We start from the raw sequence: 14,728 nt of genomic DNA, 5'->3' as shown, positions 1-14,728 counted from the left end.
CCGCGCCGGTGTACCAGGCGTGAGCCGCGGCCTTGGGTGGTCAAGATGCATGGCATGACTCGTAGCATGAAACGACGGATACGCCTGGGGAATCTCGCGCTCGCTGGGGGCGGCCGTGTGGTCGAAGCGCTGGTAGAGCGCGGACGTGGCGGTGTAGTTCTTCCTAGTAATGAGAAGGTCGTCGGTTCGATTCCGACACCTGACCTCCACCCGAGCTTCCTGGGACGCCGCTGTTGGGGTGCAGGGGTCGCTGACCATGTCACAGGACTCTGGTCAGCGCCAACCGAGGCCGTTGTCCGGCCCGTAAGGCGACAGGCCACGCATGTATGGCTTGATCGCCTCCGGACTCGGATCAGGGTCGGCTGGGAGTGCCAGACGCTGGTTGAGCGGGTTCGACCGCTGATGGTGATCCCTTGCCCACTCCGCCCACTCACGTGCCGCGGCCTGCTCGTCGCCGTCTAGCGAGGCGACCCGCTGCTGCATAGCGACGATGTAGTCACCAAGCAGTTGGTTCTGGTGCCATTGGGCGGCCTGCTCGGCCAAGATAGTGGCGCGGTTTTGCTCGCGCAGGGCGACGACTGCCTCGTCTCGGACCTGTTTCCAACGCCGGCGGCGTTCGGCTTCTTGCTGTTCGCGCTCAAGACGGCGTTGCTCATCGGCAGCCGCCCGGAGTTCCAGTTCCTGGACGAGGACTGGCAGGCGGTCGGCGAGGTTGATCGTCTTCGTGTCGCTGAAGGTGGACTGGCGGACCGGGACGCCGCCGGTGACCGCGATCGTTAGCCGGCCTGAAGGAACCTTGTCGTACGTCGGAATCCGCGGGTAGCCCCACCTCTCGAAGTCGCGAAGCTCCTTCGCGGTTGGTTCATGCGGGACTTTGTCATCGTTCTCGGAGACGTGCAAGCCGTACGCGTGCCCAGTGATGGAGACAGCGAGGTCGGAGGGATGGTGATCGTCCCGCTTCCACACCGGGCAGGTGACTTCCCACCCCCGTGCTGAGGCACTCCTGGCTATCGCGTCGAGCAGACGTAGTGCCCGTTGCCGTACGTCGCCCTTGAACCGCAGTCGATGCTCCTTGTCGGCGCGGAGCGCGACGATCGCGGAGTGGGGTTTGATGAGCCGGTCGGATACTTCGATCGGCTCCAAGACGGCGGTCATCCAGGCCGGCTTGTCTACGAGCTGCAGCAGCTTCTCGTGCCAGCTACGGCCGCGCGCTATTTGCAGCAGCTTGCCCTCGGGGACCTTGCCGTGCCGTATGGCTGATGACACGAGGTTGTCGTAATAATTGCGGAAATCCTCGACCTCGAGGCTCCCGCCTGCGGCCACAACGTCGGCGATCATCTGGTCAACCGGGCGCAAGGCAGTGACCTTCCGCTCTGCGCGTGCCGGGAAGGTCCCTCTGGCCAGCGACAATGTCTTCGCGCCCTTTGCGCCTGTTTTATCCGAGGCACTCGTCCAGTGTCCGGCTGGGTAGCAACCGTGCTCGGCGAAATGCTGACCAGCCTCCGTTGCCTCCGCCTTCCACACGCCGCGCTTCTTAGTCACGATCGCCAGGCGACGGTTCTGAAGTGCGATCGCAGTCGTCTTGTACGTCGTGTCCTTCATCACTCCCTCGGGGCACCCGGCAACGATCCACTTCAAGACCTCGAGTTGACGTGCGTTCACGGTCCGCTCAGCCACGCAAGCCACCGTATCGACGCACGGGGCCGACCTCACGCGAGGTTTGGATCCGCGGCGCTCCCGAGCGCCAGGCGCGGGCCGTCGGCGATCTGGACCGGGCCGTGCTGGGTGTCGTCACCGTAGTGCCATGATTGCCCGGACTGTGCTACGCGGTGCCGCGTTTCCAGCAGCTTGCGGGTCGCTGGCGCGGCGGGCCGTGCGTCGATGATCTCTGCTGTGGCCGCGAACGAGGGGCGTCGCGCCGCATTCGGGAGCGGGCGGCAGCGCCAGATCACGAAGACGGCGCCGGGAGCGGTACACCGCGAGCAGGTAGGTGCTACTGGATGGGTTTGGTTTGACGGCTGTCGTCGAGGAGGTTCCAGGCGCGTAGCAGGCCGAGAGCGCGACGGATGGTTCCCTCCGATACCGCGTGCTGTTCGGCAAGCTGCTTTGTGGGTGGCAGTGAGGTGCCCTCCGGCAGTAATCCAGATTCGATTGCCGCGCTTAGCTTGGCCGCGATCATTTCGTAAGGGGCCCGCGGGGAGCGCTGGATCCGCTCACGCTCGCTGAGCTGTTCTGGGCGGCTTGGGAGGCGGTCAAACAGCGCTGTCGCGGCGCGTTGGTCAGCCTCCGAGACGAAGGCGGTGTACACGCGGAGCGTTGTGGTGCCGCCGCCTCCGTGGCCAAGACGGCCGGCGACAGTTCGGATGTCGACCCCAGCGGCGATGAGTTCGGTGGCCGAGTAATGGCGGAGGTTGTGCAGGTGGGTATCGATGCCGAGGCGGGCCGCCAGCTTGCTGTAACGCTGAGAGACGCTGTCGGGGACCAGGTGCTCGCTATTGTCTGGGGCAAGGGAGAACACGAACGCGTCCAGGCCTAGCTTGGTCTCTAGCTTCGCCGCGTTCTCGTCGCAGATCTCCCGGTGTTTGCGCAGGAGAGTCACGGTCTCGGTGTCCAGCGTTAAGCGCCGATGCTGGTGGGTCTTGGTGTCCTTGAGCCACTTCTTGCTGCTGTTCTGGGCCACGCTGGTGTCGATGACGATGGTGCCCTGGTCGAGGCCGACCTTTGACCAGCGGAGGCCGCACAGCTCGCCACGGCGGGCGCCGGTGACCATCGCAAGCCATACGAAGGTGCCCCACGCCGGGTCGGAGAAGGCCTCGCCGAGGATTCGGGCGGCCTCATCGGCGGTCGGGGGACGGGGGTTCGGCTTTGGTGCAGACGGGGGCTTGCCGGTCGGCATCGGGTTGACCGATACCCACTTCCACCGGACGGCCTGCCGAAAGGCGCCGCTCAGGATGAAGTGAATCTGGCGGACTGTGGACGCGCCGAGCGGGCGGCACTCGTGAGGACGGCAGCGTTGGTCGCACTCGTGCTGAGTCTTGGTGCGGTGCTCGGTAAATGGCCTTCGATCGCAATGGTGACGACAGCGACGGAGTTCGGCGTAGTAGGAGTCGAGGACGTCGGCGTCGACTGCGCCGACCTTGACGTGGCCGATCAGCGGTTCGATGTGGTTCCGCACGTACCCGCGGTATGTGCGGCGGGTGGTCTCATCGAGCTCGGCAAGCTCCAGATGCCGCTCGATCAGTTGGCTCAGGCTCGCATTGGTCCGAGGCTGCCGCCGTTCGTCGACCTGGGTCTGAAGCCGCCGGACGGCTCGCTCGGCCTCCTCGGCAGCTTTCGGCGTGTTCGCCGGGATGGTCTCGCGGAGGTAGTGGCGGCGTTTCGTGACCGGGTCGATGCCGGCGTAGACGACCACGCGGAGCGCGCCGCTGGGCAACTCTTCCACGTAGCCGCGGGCGCGCTGGCGCCTCTTCGGAGCCTTTGCCATGGGGGCAAGTGTATCGATTCGCACCACGTTTGATCCCACGGAGCAGAGCGGGTGGGTGGCGACGCTTCTCTTGGTAGACCGGAATCGCCTTGTTTTATAGGCGATTCCGGCTGGTAGGCCCCGTGGGACTCGAACCCACAACCCGCGGATTAAAAGTCCGCTGCTCTGCCAATTGAGCTAGAGGCCCTCGCACCGAGGGGTGAGGGGAACAGTGTGTCAGGTTTTGGGGGGAGTTCGCTCGGGGGGTGGGGTGACCGTGGGGAGAGCTAGGGGTTGTTACTGAGAGTGGTGGTGTGGTTCACCGGTGCTCGTTTACCTGGTGCGGCACGACCCCGCGTGGTCGGAGCCGGCCGAGCAGCCGGCCGATCCGGAAATGGCGCGGGCGGATCTGGTCGGGCGGACGCGAGCCGCCGTACTGCGGAGCATTTCGGCTGGGGCGTGTTCGACCAGCGAGCTGGCGGCGCGGGCCGGGATCTCACTCGCGGCGTCGGCGAGGAGCACGCTCGGGTGCTGTGCTGGACCGGGCTGGTGACGGCCAGATGCGTCGGCGGCGCCGTACGCCACACGATCAGCCGGGTCGGCGCCGGCGTGCTCAGCGGCACCCACGCCTGAACCCGCCAAAGAGCAGAGGTCACGAAAACGAATCGGTTGACCTGAACTCCGGTTGAGCCGTCGCCAGCCGTCGCGTCGAGCTGGTATGGATCGGTATTCGCCCGGGAACTCCGGGTGCTGACAATCCCGCCGCGGGGGGAACCGACGGTGGGTTGGGGGGAACCATGCACCACCTGTTTCGTGCTGCGCTCGTACCGGCGGTCGCGCTGGCTGTCGTGGCGGGCTGCGGCGCCGAGGGTACGACGGGAGCCGCGGAGCCGGCCGCGATCGCCAGCGAGCGGGTCGCGGCAACACCGACGCCTGAAACCACGAAGCCACAAGCGACACAGCCTCAAACGGCAAAGCCGAAACCCACGACGACAAGGAAGATCGTCGTCGAGTTCCGGACCATCCCGTTCAAGAAGGAGACCGTCACCGACGACTCGCTCCCCGAAGGCGAAAAGTCCGTCACGACAACAGGCGCGAACGGAACGCGCCGGCTGACCTACCAGTTGACGTTCGTCAACGGCGTACGAACCAGCAAGACCCTGCTGCGTCAAGAGGTCGCCAAGCAGCCGAGAACTCAGATCACCACCATCGGCACCAAGGTCGAAGAGTCCGAAGAGTCCTGCGATCCGAACTACAGCGGCGGCTGCGTCCCGATCGCCAGCGACGTCGACTGCTCAGGCGGCAGCGGCAACGGCCCCGCCTACGTCCGCGGTCCCGTCACCGTCGTCGGCACCGACATCTACGACCTCGATCGCGACAGCGACGGCCAGGGCTGCGAAGACTAATGGAACTAATGCAACGCGACAGTGAGCAGTAGAGCCGACGGCTCCAGGGCTTCGACGTCGTGGCGTTGCGGCGGTACGGCGATCAGGTCGCCAGGCGCGAGCTCGAGTTCGGTGTCGCCGGCGTGGAGGCGGACACGCCCCTGGATACAGAGGAGGGACGCGTCGCCGGGACTCTTGTGTTCGCCCATCACGTTGCCCGCTGTGAGCGCCATCAGCGTTTGCCGAAGGCGTGCACCGGGTCGGCTGTAGACCGTGACGGAGCTGCGCCCACTCTCGGCGGACTCTGCCTTGGCGAGCTGCTCGGCCGCCAGTTGGTTGATCGCCGCGACATCCATCGTTCGATCATCGCACGCCGGGGTACCGGCAGGTATGCAGGTCGACCTCAGTATTGACGGCACCAAGCTCGCCGGCGAGCTCGTCGTACCGGAGGAAGCGAGCGGCCTGGTCATCTTTGCCCACGGCAGCGACAGCAGCCGGCTCAGCCCGCGGAACCAGTACGTCGCTCAGACGCTGAACCAAGCCGGAGTCGCCACCCTGCTCTTCGACCTGCTGACGACGGCCGAGGCCCTCAATCGGCGGAACGTGTTCGACATCCCGCTGCTGGCAGGACGACTCATAGCCGCGCACGAGTGGGCGCGCGAAAGGAAAGACCTTGCAGTCGGCTACTTCGGTGCCAGTACAGGCGGCGCGGCCGCGCTATGGGCAGCAGGCGACGATGTCGCGGCCGTGGTCTCACGCGGCGGCCGGATCGACCTGGCAGGGGAGCGCCTGGCCGGGGTCACAGCCCCGACTCTGCTGATCGTCGGCGAACGCGACACCGAGGTCCTTGCCCTTAACCGCCAGGCCATGCGCCGACTGACCTGTGTCAACCGTCTCGAGGTCGTCCCCGGCGCGACCCACCTTTTCGAGGAGCCCGGCGCGCTCGAGCAGGTCGCCGTACTGGCGCGAGATTGGTTCCGCAGCCACCTTGGTGCTCAGTAGCCGATATATCTGCCGTTTTCGCCGTAGAGCAGGGCCCAGACCTTGTCGATGTTCTTGGCGATCCAGGATTCCAGGTTGCTCTTGCGGTTCTCCTTGAAGTGCCAGGTGCCGGTATCGAAGAGGCTGAAGGATTCGACCTTGATCTGGTTGCCGTCGTCCTCCTTGATGTTGAACTGGTCCTGCCGGTCGATGAAGTACTTCCGTACCTCTTCGGTCATCACCGCCGGTCGTTCGCCGCGGACCGCGTGGACGTAGTCGAACACCGGCTGTCCACCCGGGAAGTAGTTCTTCTTCATCAACTCTTCGGTGATGATCGGTGCTCCGCCGGCGTTGCGAGGGCCGTTCGTCATGGTCTCGAAGATGGCCTCGTTGCGCTTCTCGGCCTCGTCGTACTTGGCGATGATCGCCAGCTGTTTGAAGCAGGCGTCGACCATCGGCTTGTACCACTTCTTCCACAGGTCTCCGAAGATCGGGACGGCTTCGCCCAGCGGGCTGCCGATGACCCTGTCGACCAGCCCGAAGGCCGCCTGGAACTGACGGATGCCCTGCATCATTTCGGTGCCGTTGCTGGTGTTGTCGACACCGAGTACGGTGGCGATCTCACGGGCGAGTTCGACCGACTTCTTCGCCTCCTCGATCTGCTCCCCGAGCCTCTTGTTGAGTTCCTGGAGCTCCTTGGCCAGCTGACCGATCTTGACGGCGCCCTGCAGGATCTGGAGCTGTTTGCTGACCTTCTCGACCTTTCCGGCGTACTCCTTGACCTGGTCGTTGGCCGCCTTGGCCTGTTTGATCAGGCCGATGAGCTGGCCGAGCTTGTCCTGCGCCGACGTGTCGATGAAGGCAAGGTGAGCCTGCTCGGCCAGATCCGCGAGGAGATCGTTGTTCTTCGTCTCGTCGATGTCCGGCAGTACCAGAGCCGAGGCGAACTCCTGTGCCGCTTCCCGGATCCGGGCCTGCACGAGGCCGGTGGCGGTGGTCGCGAACGCGGTGAGTACGCCGATGTCCTGCTGGGTCAGCGACGCCTTCGGCGCGAAGTCGACGCTCATGTCGCGTGCGGCGTTGGCGACTGTGCGTACGGCGTCGGCCCGCTCGCCGGTCAGCGCGTTCGCCTGCCCGTACACGTTGTTGGCCCAGGCGCCGAGTGTGAGGGCGACGTCCTCGCCGGTAGCGCACGAGCCCCGGTCCTCGATCACGAAGTCGGGCGGCGGTCGCCACACCGCATCGGTCGACATCGCCGCGGCCACGGCTGCATTGCCTGCGGTGCGTTGCAGGTCCAGCAGCCCGCGGTCGTCGGTGGGAGTCGTCACCGGCTGTGGTGCCGGCTTCCGCTCCTGCGTCTCCTGCCCCTGCCGTTCGTGCATGTCTCAACCATCGGCACCAGGCCCGAAGATGCCCATGCCTCCCCGGGCAGCCTTTCGGGCGCGCTTTGCCGGCTGTGCAGAATGGGGCGAGAAGGCGGCAGGTGACCCCGGAAGGCCGGACGATGTTCACTCCGCATGACAGAGCAGGAGTGCCGATGGCCGATGACCGGGCGGCACTGTTGCGTGAGCTGCACGACGTGCATGCGCCCTCGCTGTGGCGTTTCGTCGTCCGGCTCACCGGAGACGACCGGCTGGCGGAGGACGTCGTACAGGAGACCCTGCTGCGGGCGTGGCGGCGGCCGCACATTCTGACCGAGGACGAGGCAGGGGCCCGGGCCTGGCTGTTCACGGTGGCTCGCAACCTCGTCATCGACGATCGGCGCAGCGCCCGGGTCAGCCGCGAGGTGGCCAGCGACGACCTGCCGGAGAGCCCGAGCGCCGACCACGCGAACTCCGTACTGGACGCGTGGCTGGTGTCGGAGTCGCTCGCGCAGTTGTCGGAGGAACATCGGCAAGTGATTGTCCGTGCGTACTACGGACGTCGTACCGTCACTGATATCGCCGAGGAGCTGGATATCCCGTCGGGCACCGTGAAATCGCGGTTGCACTACGGGCTGCGGGCGCTCAAGCTCGCGTTGCAGGAGAGGGGGGTCACGAGCCAGTGAGCGACGAATACAGGGAATGGGACGCGGCCTATCTGCTCGGCGCGCTGTCGCCGGCCGACCGGCGCGCGTACGAGGAACACCTGCAGACGTGTGACGAGTGCTCGGCCGGCGTTGCCTCGTTGGCCGAAATGCCGGCCGTACTCGCGGCGTTGCCGAACGATCGCGGACTCGCGACGATCGCCGAAGCGCCGCCCAACCTGCTGCCCGGGCTGGTGCGCAACGTCCAGCGCGATCGGCGGAAGCGGCGGATCCGGCTGGGCGCTGTGATGACCGGCATCGCCACCGCAGCGGCCGTGATCGGCGCGGTCGTCGCGATCCCGCTCACCCGCGACGAGCCGCAGGGCGACACCGTCGTACTCACGTCGACCGTGGCAAGCAAGCTGTCGGCGGACGCGCGGCTGGTGCCGGAGCGCTGGGGTACGACGATCGAGATCAGTTGCCGGTACGACGAACTGGCGACGCCGAGCGAACGAGCCCGCGGCTACGAGTTGTACGTCACAGACACCTCGGGCAAGGCGCAGCTGATCGCGAGCTGGACGTCGTCGCCCGGGACCACGGTGAAACCGGCCGCGACGACGAAGCTGCAGCGCAGTGAGATCCGGGCGCTGGACATCCGGAGTTCCGAGACCGGACGGATTTTGCTGGCCGTGCACTTCTGATCACGAATGACCGCTTGAATGTAGGGCACCTGGGAGTCAAGGGCGGTGGTCGCTCGAGAGGCTGCCGGTCCAGACCCCGGTGTTCAGGGACGTGCACCGGGGTCGCCTGGCCTTCTGTACCGGCACCCGGGCGTTCGTAACAGTCGGTGATCATCCGGGCCATTACGAATCCGAGAGTAATTTCGCTCGATCGTGTAACACTCGGCCCGTCACCAGCGATGTACCGTGTGTAACGCCACTGAGGATCCCGTCCCAGGTCAACCGCCCGAAGGGCCTGGGCCGGGGTTCTCGCCCGCCGACAGGCGCCCCGGCCGTGCGCGTTACCCGTCGCACGAAGGCCCCCGGTGATCCACCGGGGGCCTTCGCGCGTGTCATTCCCTCCTCAGAACAACTTCTACGACGCTCGTTCGGTCGGGCGGTCCGACTCCGGCTGAGCGATCCGGTCGGCCGGGAGGCGTTCCGTCCGCTCGGTACCGTCGTCGCCCTCGTACTGCACCATCCCGGTCCATCCGGTCTCCTCGTGCTCGCGGCCGATCAGCCAGCCGCGGTGCCACTTGCCGTCCGCGAAGACGATCACGTGGCTGGGCAGAGGGAGACGGGACACCAGTTCGGTGTCGGGCTCGAACTCAGTCATGGCCGAAGGTTAGGCGCTTTCGGCGTCAGGCGCCTCCCGGGCGCGTGTTACTTCTATGTTTCACGCTGCACCGGCAGGAGTTCTCGCACGATTCCAACCGGCAGACCGAGTTCGCGAACAGAAGTGGTCACCTTCAGCGCACGGCCGCCGGGGATGTGGCTCACCCACCCTTGCCGCAAAGCATGTCCGCACAAGGCCGCACCGACCGCGCCGGCGAGATGCGGCCTGCGTTCGGTCACGTCGAGACAAGACCGGACCGCGGGTCGTCCGCGTCGCGGCTCGACCTCGACACCGAGATCTTCCAACCAGGTCGTGCCTTCCGGCGTCAGTGCGACACCGTCCGACCAGTCGAGCAGTCCGCGTTCGGTCATCGCATCGGTCAACGCCACGCCGAGCTTGCCGGCCAAATGGTCGTAGCAGGTCCGGGCCCGCGCGAACGCGTCGCGCTTGCTCACCGCCGAAAGACTGTTGGCGACTTCAGTACGACGAGGTGCGAGCGCCGCGAGTCCTTCGATCAATTCGGCTGTTTCCGGACCGGAGAGTTTCATATAGCGATGCCGGCCTTGCCGGACTTCGGTCAGCAGTCCGCCTTCGACCAGCAGGTTGAGATGTTCACTGATGGTCGGCCGCGACACCTGCGCGACCTTGGCCAGCTCGGTCGCCGTCCAGGCCCGCCCGTCGAGCAGCGCAAGGCAGACAGTCGCCCGGGTGGCATCGGCCAGCATCCTCGCCCAGGCGGCGAGCTCCTGTCCTTCCTGCGTGCTCATACACCCCATCATGCCGCGCCGACACTTCGGCGTCGGCCGAAACAAGCGGCCCCTAGCGTCGGGCATCATGACGCACCTCACGATCGAACCGTCCATTTTGTACGTCGGTACGCCGGTCGCCCTGCTCTCCACCGACAACGGCGACGGCACCGTCAACCTCGCGCCGATGTCGTCCGCCTGGGCGCTCGGTGATGTCGTCGTACTCGGCCTGGGTGCGACGAGTCAGACCGCGCACAACCTGCGGCACCGATCGGAGCTGGTGGTCAACTTCCCGTCGCCCGCGCAGTGGCGAGCGGTCGAGCGACTCGCCGGGCTGACCGGGCGTGATCCGGTGCCGGAGCACAAGCAGGAACGCTTCCGCTTCGAGCGGGCGAAGTTCGAGGCGGCCGGTTTGACCCCGGTTGCGTCCGAATGCGTCGGTCCGCCGCGTGTCGCCGAATGCCCGCTGCAGTTCGAGGCGGCCGCGGCCCGTGCCGACTTCGATGCCGGAGGCAACTTCCTCATCGTTCAAGCGGAGGTCTTGCGAGTGCATGCGGACCACCGGATCGTCGTACCGGGTACGTCGTACGTCGATCCGGCTGCCTGGTCGCCGTTGATCTACAACTTCCGCCACTACTTCGGCCTGGGTCCCGAACTCGGCGAATCCTTCCGGACCGAGACCCCTAGACGAGCCGAAGCCGATCGACTTCTTCCTCGCTGAGCACGACGTCGAGACTCGCCAGCACCTCCGGCAGCTCTTCGGCCGGTACGACGCGCTTGGTCGTACGGCCGTCGGCGTACTCGATGGTGAGCTCGTCGCCGACCAGACGCCGTACGACGCCCTCGGCGACGCGCATCACCACGGGCCTGCCGGTGAAGGGTGAGTTCGGGTGGGTCGACACGTAGTGGTGGTAGACCTCGTAGTCGATCGGCCGGACGGGCTCGTCGTTCGACGCGTGCTGCGGGATCCAGCCGTCGGCTGTCTTCTTCTCCAGCGTCCAGACGTCGCCGTCGGTGGTGAGGCGGTGGTCCCAGCCGCCTTGATCAACGATCACACCGTCCTTGAGCGGCGTCGGGTAGAGCTGCCCCGCGCCGAACCCGACGTCCGCCAGGAACTCCTGCCCGTTCACACCGACCTTGAGGAGTGCGTGCGTACGCGGTCCCGACTTGTGCGGCTGCACGCGTGCGACCCGTCGTACGACGTCGAAACCAAGGCGTTCCAGCGCGGCGCCGAACAGCAGTGTGTGTTCATAGCAGTAGCCGCCACGCTGCCGTCGTACGAGCTTGGCCTGGATCGCGTGCAGTGCGATGCCGGGGTGAGTGCCGAGGATCACGTCGATGTTCTCGAACGGGATCGCCAGTACGTGCGCCTCATGCAGACTGCGCAGGCTCTCCGCCGACGGAGACACGCCCGGGTGCTTGATCCGGTCGAGGTAGGCGTCCAGGTCCAGGTCTTCGATCTGCCACATGGCGCCTACCTCAACACTTCCAGTTCACTTGAGGTCAAGTTCGGTGAAGAGGGTCAGCTGGATGCCGCCGGGGGTTTCCAGGCGGGCGTTGAGGGAATTCCATGGGGTGCGGGTCGGCTCGGCGATGACTGTGGCGCCGGCGTCGGCCAGCTTTCGGGTGGTCGCGTTCGAGTCGTCCACCTCCAGGGCGACCCGGTATTTGCCGGCGACCCGGCGGCCGACCTCGACCTCGTCGATGAACTCGGCCTGGCCGCGGTCCGCGATCTCCAGCGTCGCCCGCTCGACCTCGAGGATCACCACCCGCCCGTTCTCCGACGAGTACGACGCCCGCTCCGGCAACCCGAGCACGTCCCGGTAAAACGCCACCGCCTCCTCGTAGTCATCCGCCGTAACCACCAACCGCAGCTCCTTGACCGTCATGCGCCAAGTATCAGCCCATCTACAGTGTCAGGGTGCGTGACGAGGATGTGCCCGCGTGGTGGCGGCGGTTGGGGCTGGACGGGCTGGTGGATGTGCATGTGCACTTTCTGCCGGACCAGGTGATGAACGCGGTCTGGGCCTACTTCGATCAGGCGTCCACACACTATGGGACGGCGTGGCCGATCAACTACCGGACGTCGGTCGAGGAACGGCTGAAAACCCTTGAATCATTGGGCGTACGGCGATTTCCCGCGCTGGTGTATCCGCACAAGCCGGGCATGGCGGCGTGGCTGAACGCCTGGGCTCGGGACTTCGCCGACGCGACGCCGGGTTGTGTGCCGAGCGGAACGTTCTACCCCGAGCCGGGTGCATCGCGTTACGTGAGGGAAGCCCTGGAGGAAGGCGCGCGGATCTTCAAGGTTCACGTGCAGGTCGGCGACTACGACCCGCGCGACGACGAGCTCGACGACGTCTGGGGCCAGCTGGCGGAGGCCGCCGTACCTGTGGTCGTGCATTGCGGCTCCGGCCCGATCCCCGGGCGTCACACCGGTCCGGGTCCGTTCGGTGAGGTATTGCGAAAGCATCCGCGCCTGACCGCGGTCATCGCCCACCTCGGCATGCCGGAGTACGCCGAGCATCTGGCGATGACGTCGTACCCGAATGTGCACCTCGACACCACGATGGCCCTCACGCCGTTCACCGAAGCCCTGATGCCGTTTCCCCGCGAGCTCCGCCCGCGGTTGGCCGACCTGCAGGACCGCATCGTCCTGGGCTCCGACTTCCCCAACATCCCCTACGACTACGCCGTCCAACTGGAGTCCCTCGAACAACTGGACCTCGGCGACGACTGGCTCCGAGCCGTCTGCCGGCAGAACGGCGCACGGCTGCTCGGACTGTGAGCAGCACCCCTGGATCAGCCGTTGCCGCGCCTATTCCAACGTTGTACTCTCGTTCGCACCGCTTACTCGTCACCTTCCCGGGAGTCCTTGATGACCCAGCCTCGCCCCGAGTACCCGCGCCCACAGTTCGTTCGGCCGGACTGGCTGAACCTGAACGGTGAGTGGCAGTTCGAGGTCGATCGGTCCGACTCCGGTCTCGAGCGCGGCGTCCGGGACCGCGAGCTGGCGCAGCGGATCGTCGTACCGTTCGCGCCGGAGACTGAGCTGTCCGGGATCGAGGATGTCGACTTCCTGGAGGCGGTTTGGTATCGGACCACCGTCACGATCCCGGCCGATTGGTCCGGAAAGGACGCCGTCCTGCATTTCCAGGCGGTCGACCATGACGCGACCGTCTGGGTCAACGGTGTCGAGGTGGTGCGCCATCGCGGCGGGTTCACGCCGTTCAGCGCCAACCTGAGCGGTGTCGCGGCGCCGGGCGAGGAGGCGCTGATCGTCGTACGGGCGCGTGATACCCGGCACGGCGTGCAGGCGCGCGGCAAGCAGGTGACGACGTACTTCAACCATGGTTGCCTCTACACGCGGACGACCGGCATCTGGCAGACCGTGTGGCTCGAGGCTGTACCCGCGGTCCACCTGGGCAGGCCGCGGATCACTCCGGACGTGGCCGGCTCCAGCTTCCATCTCGCCGTACCGGTGTCGGCGAACAAGCCCGGCTGGAAGGTACGCGCGATCCTGTCCGATGCCGACGGTGAAGTCGTCCGGTCCGAGGTCCGCGCCGATCTCGACCTCGCGCCGCGGCTGGTGCTGCCGGTGCCGGCGGATCGCGTCCGGCTCTGGGACACCGACGATCCACACCTGTACGACGTACGCCTCGAATTGATCGATGCCGACGGCAACATTGTGGACGGCGCCGACAGCTATGCCGGACTGCGGTCGGTGTCGATCAATGGGCAGGCGATCCTGATCAACGGCAGGCACGTGTTCCAGCGGCTGGTGCTGGACCAGGGCTACTGGCCGGAGAGCCTGATGACGGCGCCGTCCGAGGAGGCGCTGGTCGCGGATATCGAGCTGAGCCTGGCCGCCGGATTCAACGGCGCCCGGCTGCACCAGAAGGTGTTCGAGGAGCGGTTCCTGTACCACGCGGACCGGCTCGGCTACCTGGTCTGGGGCGAGTTCGGCGACTGGGGCTCGGGCACCGGCGACACCGGGGACGACAACCAGCAGCCGACCGCGTCGTACGTGACGCAGTGGCTGGAAGCGGTCGAGCGCGACTACAGCCACCCGTCGATCATCGGTTGGTGCCCGCTGAACGAGACGCATCAGCTCCTGCACGACCGGATCACCCAGCTGGACGACGTCACCCGCGCGATGTTCCTGGCCACGAAGGCGGCCGACTCGACCAGGCCGGTGCTGGACGCGTCCGGGTACTCGCACCGGGTGCCTGAGACGGACGTCTGGGACTCGCACAACTATGAGCAGGACCCCGTCGAGTTCGGGCGACAGATGGCCGGGCTCGCCGACGGAGCGCCGTACGGGAACACCGGCGGGCACGAGCAGCGGCCGATCTCCCTGGCGTACGACGGTCAGCCGTACTTCTGCAGCGAGTTCGGCGGCATCTGGTGGAACCCGGAGGCCGCGGCCGCGGCAGCCGGAAACGACACCAACGAATCCTGGGGCTACGGCCACCGCGTCGCCGACGAGGAAGCCTTCTACACCCGCTTCACCGGCCTGGTCGACGTACTCCTCGACAACCCCCGCATGTTCGGCTACTGCTACACCCAACTAACCGACGTCTTCCAAGAAGAAAACGGCATCTACCGCTTCGACCGCACGACGAAGCTGGACGTCCCCCGCATCAAGGCCGCCCAAACCCGCCCAGCAGCCTACGAAAAGGACTAGCGCTGACCTGCGTCGGCTGGGTTCGGGGAGGGTTTGTACGCCGGATCGGTGAGAAACCCTCCGAGATTACGCAGAAATCCCTCCCAGGTCCGACCTTGTGCGCCGTTCGACCATTCCACCGCCGAT

At 66.4% G+C, this 14,728-nt stretch carries 16 protein-coding genes and 1 tRNA gene; 8 read left to right on the top strand and 9 right to left on the bottom strand.

Annotated features, from left to right (window positions below):
- Window positions 1-273: 273 nt before the first annotated feature.
- The 3 genes from EV646_RS30880 to EV646_RS30870 form a co-directional block, all read right to left on the bottom strand.
- The gene (locus EV646_RS30880) at window positions 274-1,677 is read right to left on the bottom strand and encodes a hypothetical protein (RefSeq protein WP_132154855.1); all 1,404 of its coding nucleotides are present in this window, start codon (window positions 1,675-1,677) and stop codon (window positions 274-276) included.
- Between the two features lie 316 nt (window positions 1,678-1,993).
- Window positions 1,994-3,484, bottom strand: a complete 1,491-nt coding sequence (locus EV646_RS30875) for a tyrosine-type recombinase/integrase (RefSeq protein WP_132154853.1) — start codon at window positions 3,482-3,484, stop codon at window positions 1,994-1,996.
- 111 nt (window positions 3,485-3,595) lie between these two features.
- Window positions 3,596-3,671, bottom strand: a tRNA-Lys gene (locus tag EV646_RS30870).
- A 251-nt stretch (window positions 3,672-3,922) separates the two neighbouring features.
- Here EV646_RS30870 and EV646_RS39715 point away from each other — a divergent pair.
- Together EV646_RS39715 and EV646_RS30860 are read left to right on the top strand one after the other, a co-directional pair.
- Window positions 3,923-4,096 carry a hypothetical protein gene (locus EV646_RS39715; protein WP_206752051.1) on the top strand — a complete coding sequence of 58 codons (174 nt, stop codon included), beginning with the start codon at window positions 3,923-3,925 and terminating at the stop codon, window positions 4,094-4,096.
- Between the two features lie 164 nt (window positions 4,097-4,260).
- A complete protein-coding gene (locus tag EV646_RS30860) occupies window positions 4,261-4,869 on the top strand; it encodes a G5 domain-containing protein (RefSeq protein WP_132154849.1) in 609 nt (202 codons plus the stop codon).
- Window positions 4,870-4,874: 5 nt separating this feature from the next.
- On the opposite strand, the gene EV646_RS30855 is transcribed toward EV646_RS30860, so the two are convergent.
- The gene (locus tag EV646_RS30855) at window positions 4,875-5,204 is read right to left on the bottom strand and encodes a cupin domain-containing protein (protein ID WP_132154847.1); all 330 of its coding nucleotides are present in this window, start codon (window positions 5,202-5,204) and stop codon (window positions 4,875-4,877) included.
- A gap of 34 nt (window positions 5,205-5,238) precedes the next feature.
- Between EV646_RS30855 and EV646_RS30850 the strand changes: the two genes are divergently transcribed.
- Window positions 5,239-5,850 (top strand): dienelactone hydrolase family protein, encoded by a 612-nt coding sequence (locus EV646_RS30850; protein WP_132154845.1) that lies wholly within the window; start codon window positions 5,239-5,241, stop codon window positions 5,848-5,850.
- Here EV646_RS30850 and EV646_RS30845 read toward each other — a convergent pair.
- On the bottom strand, window positions 5,844-7,211 hold the full coding sequence (locus EV646_RS30845) for a coiled-coil domain-containing protein (protein WP_132154843.1): 1,368 nt from the start codon (window positions 7,209-7,211) through the stop codon (window positions 5,844-5,846). The genes EV646_RS30850 and EV646_RS30845 overlap by 7 nt on opposite strands.
- 155 nt (window positions 7,212-7,366) lie before the next feature.
- On the opposite strand from EV646_RS30845, the gene EV646_RS30840 reads away from it, so the two are divergent.
- Together EV646_RS30840 and EV646_RS30835 are read left to right on the top strand one after the other, a co-directional pair.
- Window positions 7,367-7,876: a sigma-70 family RNA polymerase sigma factor gene (locus EV646_RS30840; protein WP_132154841.1), complete on the top strand. Its 510-nt coding sequence runs from the start codon at window positions 7,367-7,369 to the stop codon at window positions 7,874-7,876.
- Complete coding sequence (locus EV646_RS30835; protein WP_132154839.1) at window positions 7,873-8,535, top strand: anti-sigma factor family protein; 663 nt, start codon at window positions 7,873-7,875, stop codon at window positions 8,533-8,535. Before EV646_RS30840 ends, EV646_RS30835 begins: the two co-directional genes overlap by 4 nt.
- Before the next feature lie 394 nt (window positions 8,536-8,929).
- Here the strand turns inward: EV646_RS30835 and EV646_RS30830 are convergent, their stop codons facing one another.
- Window positions 8,930-9,169, bottom strand: a complete 240-nt coding sequence (locus EV646_RS30830) for a hypothetical protein (RefSeq protein ID WP_132154837.1) — start codon at window positions 9,167-9,169, stop codon at window positions 8,930-8,932.
- Between the two features lie 53 nt (window positions 9,170-9,222).
- Window positions 9,223-9,936: an ArsR/SmtB family transcription factor gene (locus tag EV646_RS30825; protein ID WP_132154835.1), complete on the bottom strand. Its 714-nt coding sequence runs from the start codon at window positions 9,934-9,936 to the stop codon at window positions 9,223-9,225.
- 67 nt (window positions 9,937-10,003) lie between these two features.
- On the opposite strand from EV646_RS30825, the gene EV646_RS30820 reads away from it, so the two are divergent.
- Window positions 10,004-10,636 carry a flavin reductase family protein gene (locus EV646_RS30820; protein ID WP_132154833.1) on the top strand — a complete coding sequence of 211 codons (633 nt, stop codon included), beginning with the start codon at window positions 10,004-10,006 and terminating at the stop codon, window positions 10,634-10,636.
- Here the strand turns inward: EV646_RS30820 and EV646_RS30815 are convergent.
- Together EV646_RS30815 and EV646_RS30810 are read right to left on the bottom strand one after the other, a co-directional pair.
- Window positions 10,599-11,384: an arylamine N-acetyltransferase family protein gene (locus tag EV646_RS30815; RefSeq protein ID WP_132154831.1), complete on the bottom strand. Its 786-nt coding sequence runs from the start codon at window positions 11,382-11,384 to the stop codon at window positions 10,599-10,601. The genes EV646_RS30820 and EV646_RS30815 overlap by 38 nt on opposite strands.
- 24 nt (window positions 11,385-11,408) lie before the next feature.
- Window positions 11,409-11,804, bottom strand: a complete 396-nt coding sequence (locus EV646_RS30810; RefSeq protein WP_132154829.1) for a VOC family protein — start codon at window positions 11,802-11,804, stop codon at window positions 11,409-11,411.
- Window positions 11,805-11,836: 32 nt separating this feature from the next.
- On the opposite strand from EV646_RS30810, the gene EV646_RS30805 reads away from it, so the two are divergent.
- Both EV646_RS30805 and EV646_RS30800 read left to right on the top strand, forming a co-directional pair.
- Window positions 11,837-12,703 (top strand): amidohydrolase family protein, encoded by an 867-nt coding sequence (locus tag EV646_RS30805; protein WP_241996434.1) that lies wholly within the window; start codon window positions 11,837-11,839, stop codon window positions 12,701-12,703.
- Between the two features lie 90 nt (window positions 12,704-12,793).
- Window positions 12,794-14,602 carry a glycoside hydrolase family 2 protein gene (locus EV646_RS30800; RefSeq protein WP_132154825.1) on the top strand — a complete coding sequence of 603 codons (1,809 nt, stop codon included), beginning with the start codon at window positions 12,794-12,796 and terminating at the stop codon, window positions 14,600-14,602.
- The last annotated feature ends 126 nt before the right edge of the window (window positions 14,603-14,728 follow it).

Source organism: Kribbella antiqua (assembly GCF_004345665.1).
Classification (GTDB): Bacteria; Actinomycetota; Actinomycetes; order Propionibacteriales; family Kribbellaceae; genus Kribbella; species Kribbella antiqua.
The sequence above is the reverse complement of the archived record's forward strand: the minus strand, read 5'-3'. Positions and strand labels throughout refer to the sequence as shown.

Coding starts and splice junctions, on each gene's coding strand:
- EV646_RS30875 (WP_132154853.1), bottom strand. CDS start 3,484: ATGGCAAAGGCTCCGAAGAGGCGCCAGCGCGCCCGCGGCTACGTGGAA.
- EV646_RS30860 (WP_132154849.1), top strand. CDS start 4,261: ATGCACCACCTGTTTCGTGCTGCGCTCGTACCGGCGGTCGCGCTGGCT.
- EV646_RS30855 (WP_132154847.1), bottom strand. CDS start 5,204: ATGGATGTCGCGGCGATCAACCAACTGGCGGCCGAGCAGCTCGCCAAG.
- EV646_RS30850 (WP_132154845.1), top strand. CDS start 5,239: ATGCAGGTCGACCTCAGTATTGACGGCACCAAGCTCGCCGGCGAGCTC.
- EV646_RS30845 (WP_132154843.1), bottom strand. CDS start 7,211: ATGCACGAACGGCAGGGGCAGGAGACGCAGGAGCGGAAGCCGGCACCA.
- EV646_RS30840 (WP_132154841.1), top strand. CDS start 7,367: ATGGCCGATGACCGGGCGGCACTGTTGCGTGAGCTGCACGACGTGCAT.
- EV646_RS30830 (WP_132154837.1), bottom strand. CDS start 9,169: ATGACTGAGTTCGAGCCCGACACCGAACTGGTGTCCCGTCTCCCTCTG.
- EV646_RS30825 (WP_132154835.1), bottom strand. CDS start 9,936: ATGAGCACGCAGGAAGGACAGGAGCTCGCCGCCTGGGCGAGGATGCTG.
- EV646_RS30820 (WP_132154833.1), top strand. CDS start 10,004: ATGACGCACCTCACGATCGAACCGTCCATTTTGTACGTCGGTACGCCG.
- EV646_RS30815 (WP_132154831.1), bottom strand. CDS start 11,384: ATGTGGCAGATCGAAGACCTGGACCTGGACGCCTACCTCGACCGGATC.
- EV646_RS30810 (WP_132154829.1), bottom strand. CDS start 11,804: ATGACGGTCAAGGAGCTGCGGTTGGTGGTTACGGCGGATGACTACGAG.
- EV646_RS30800 (WP_132154825.1), top strand. CDS start 12,794: ATGACCCAGCCTCGCCCCGAGTACCCGCGCCCACAGTTCGTTCGGCCG.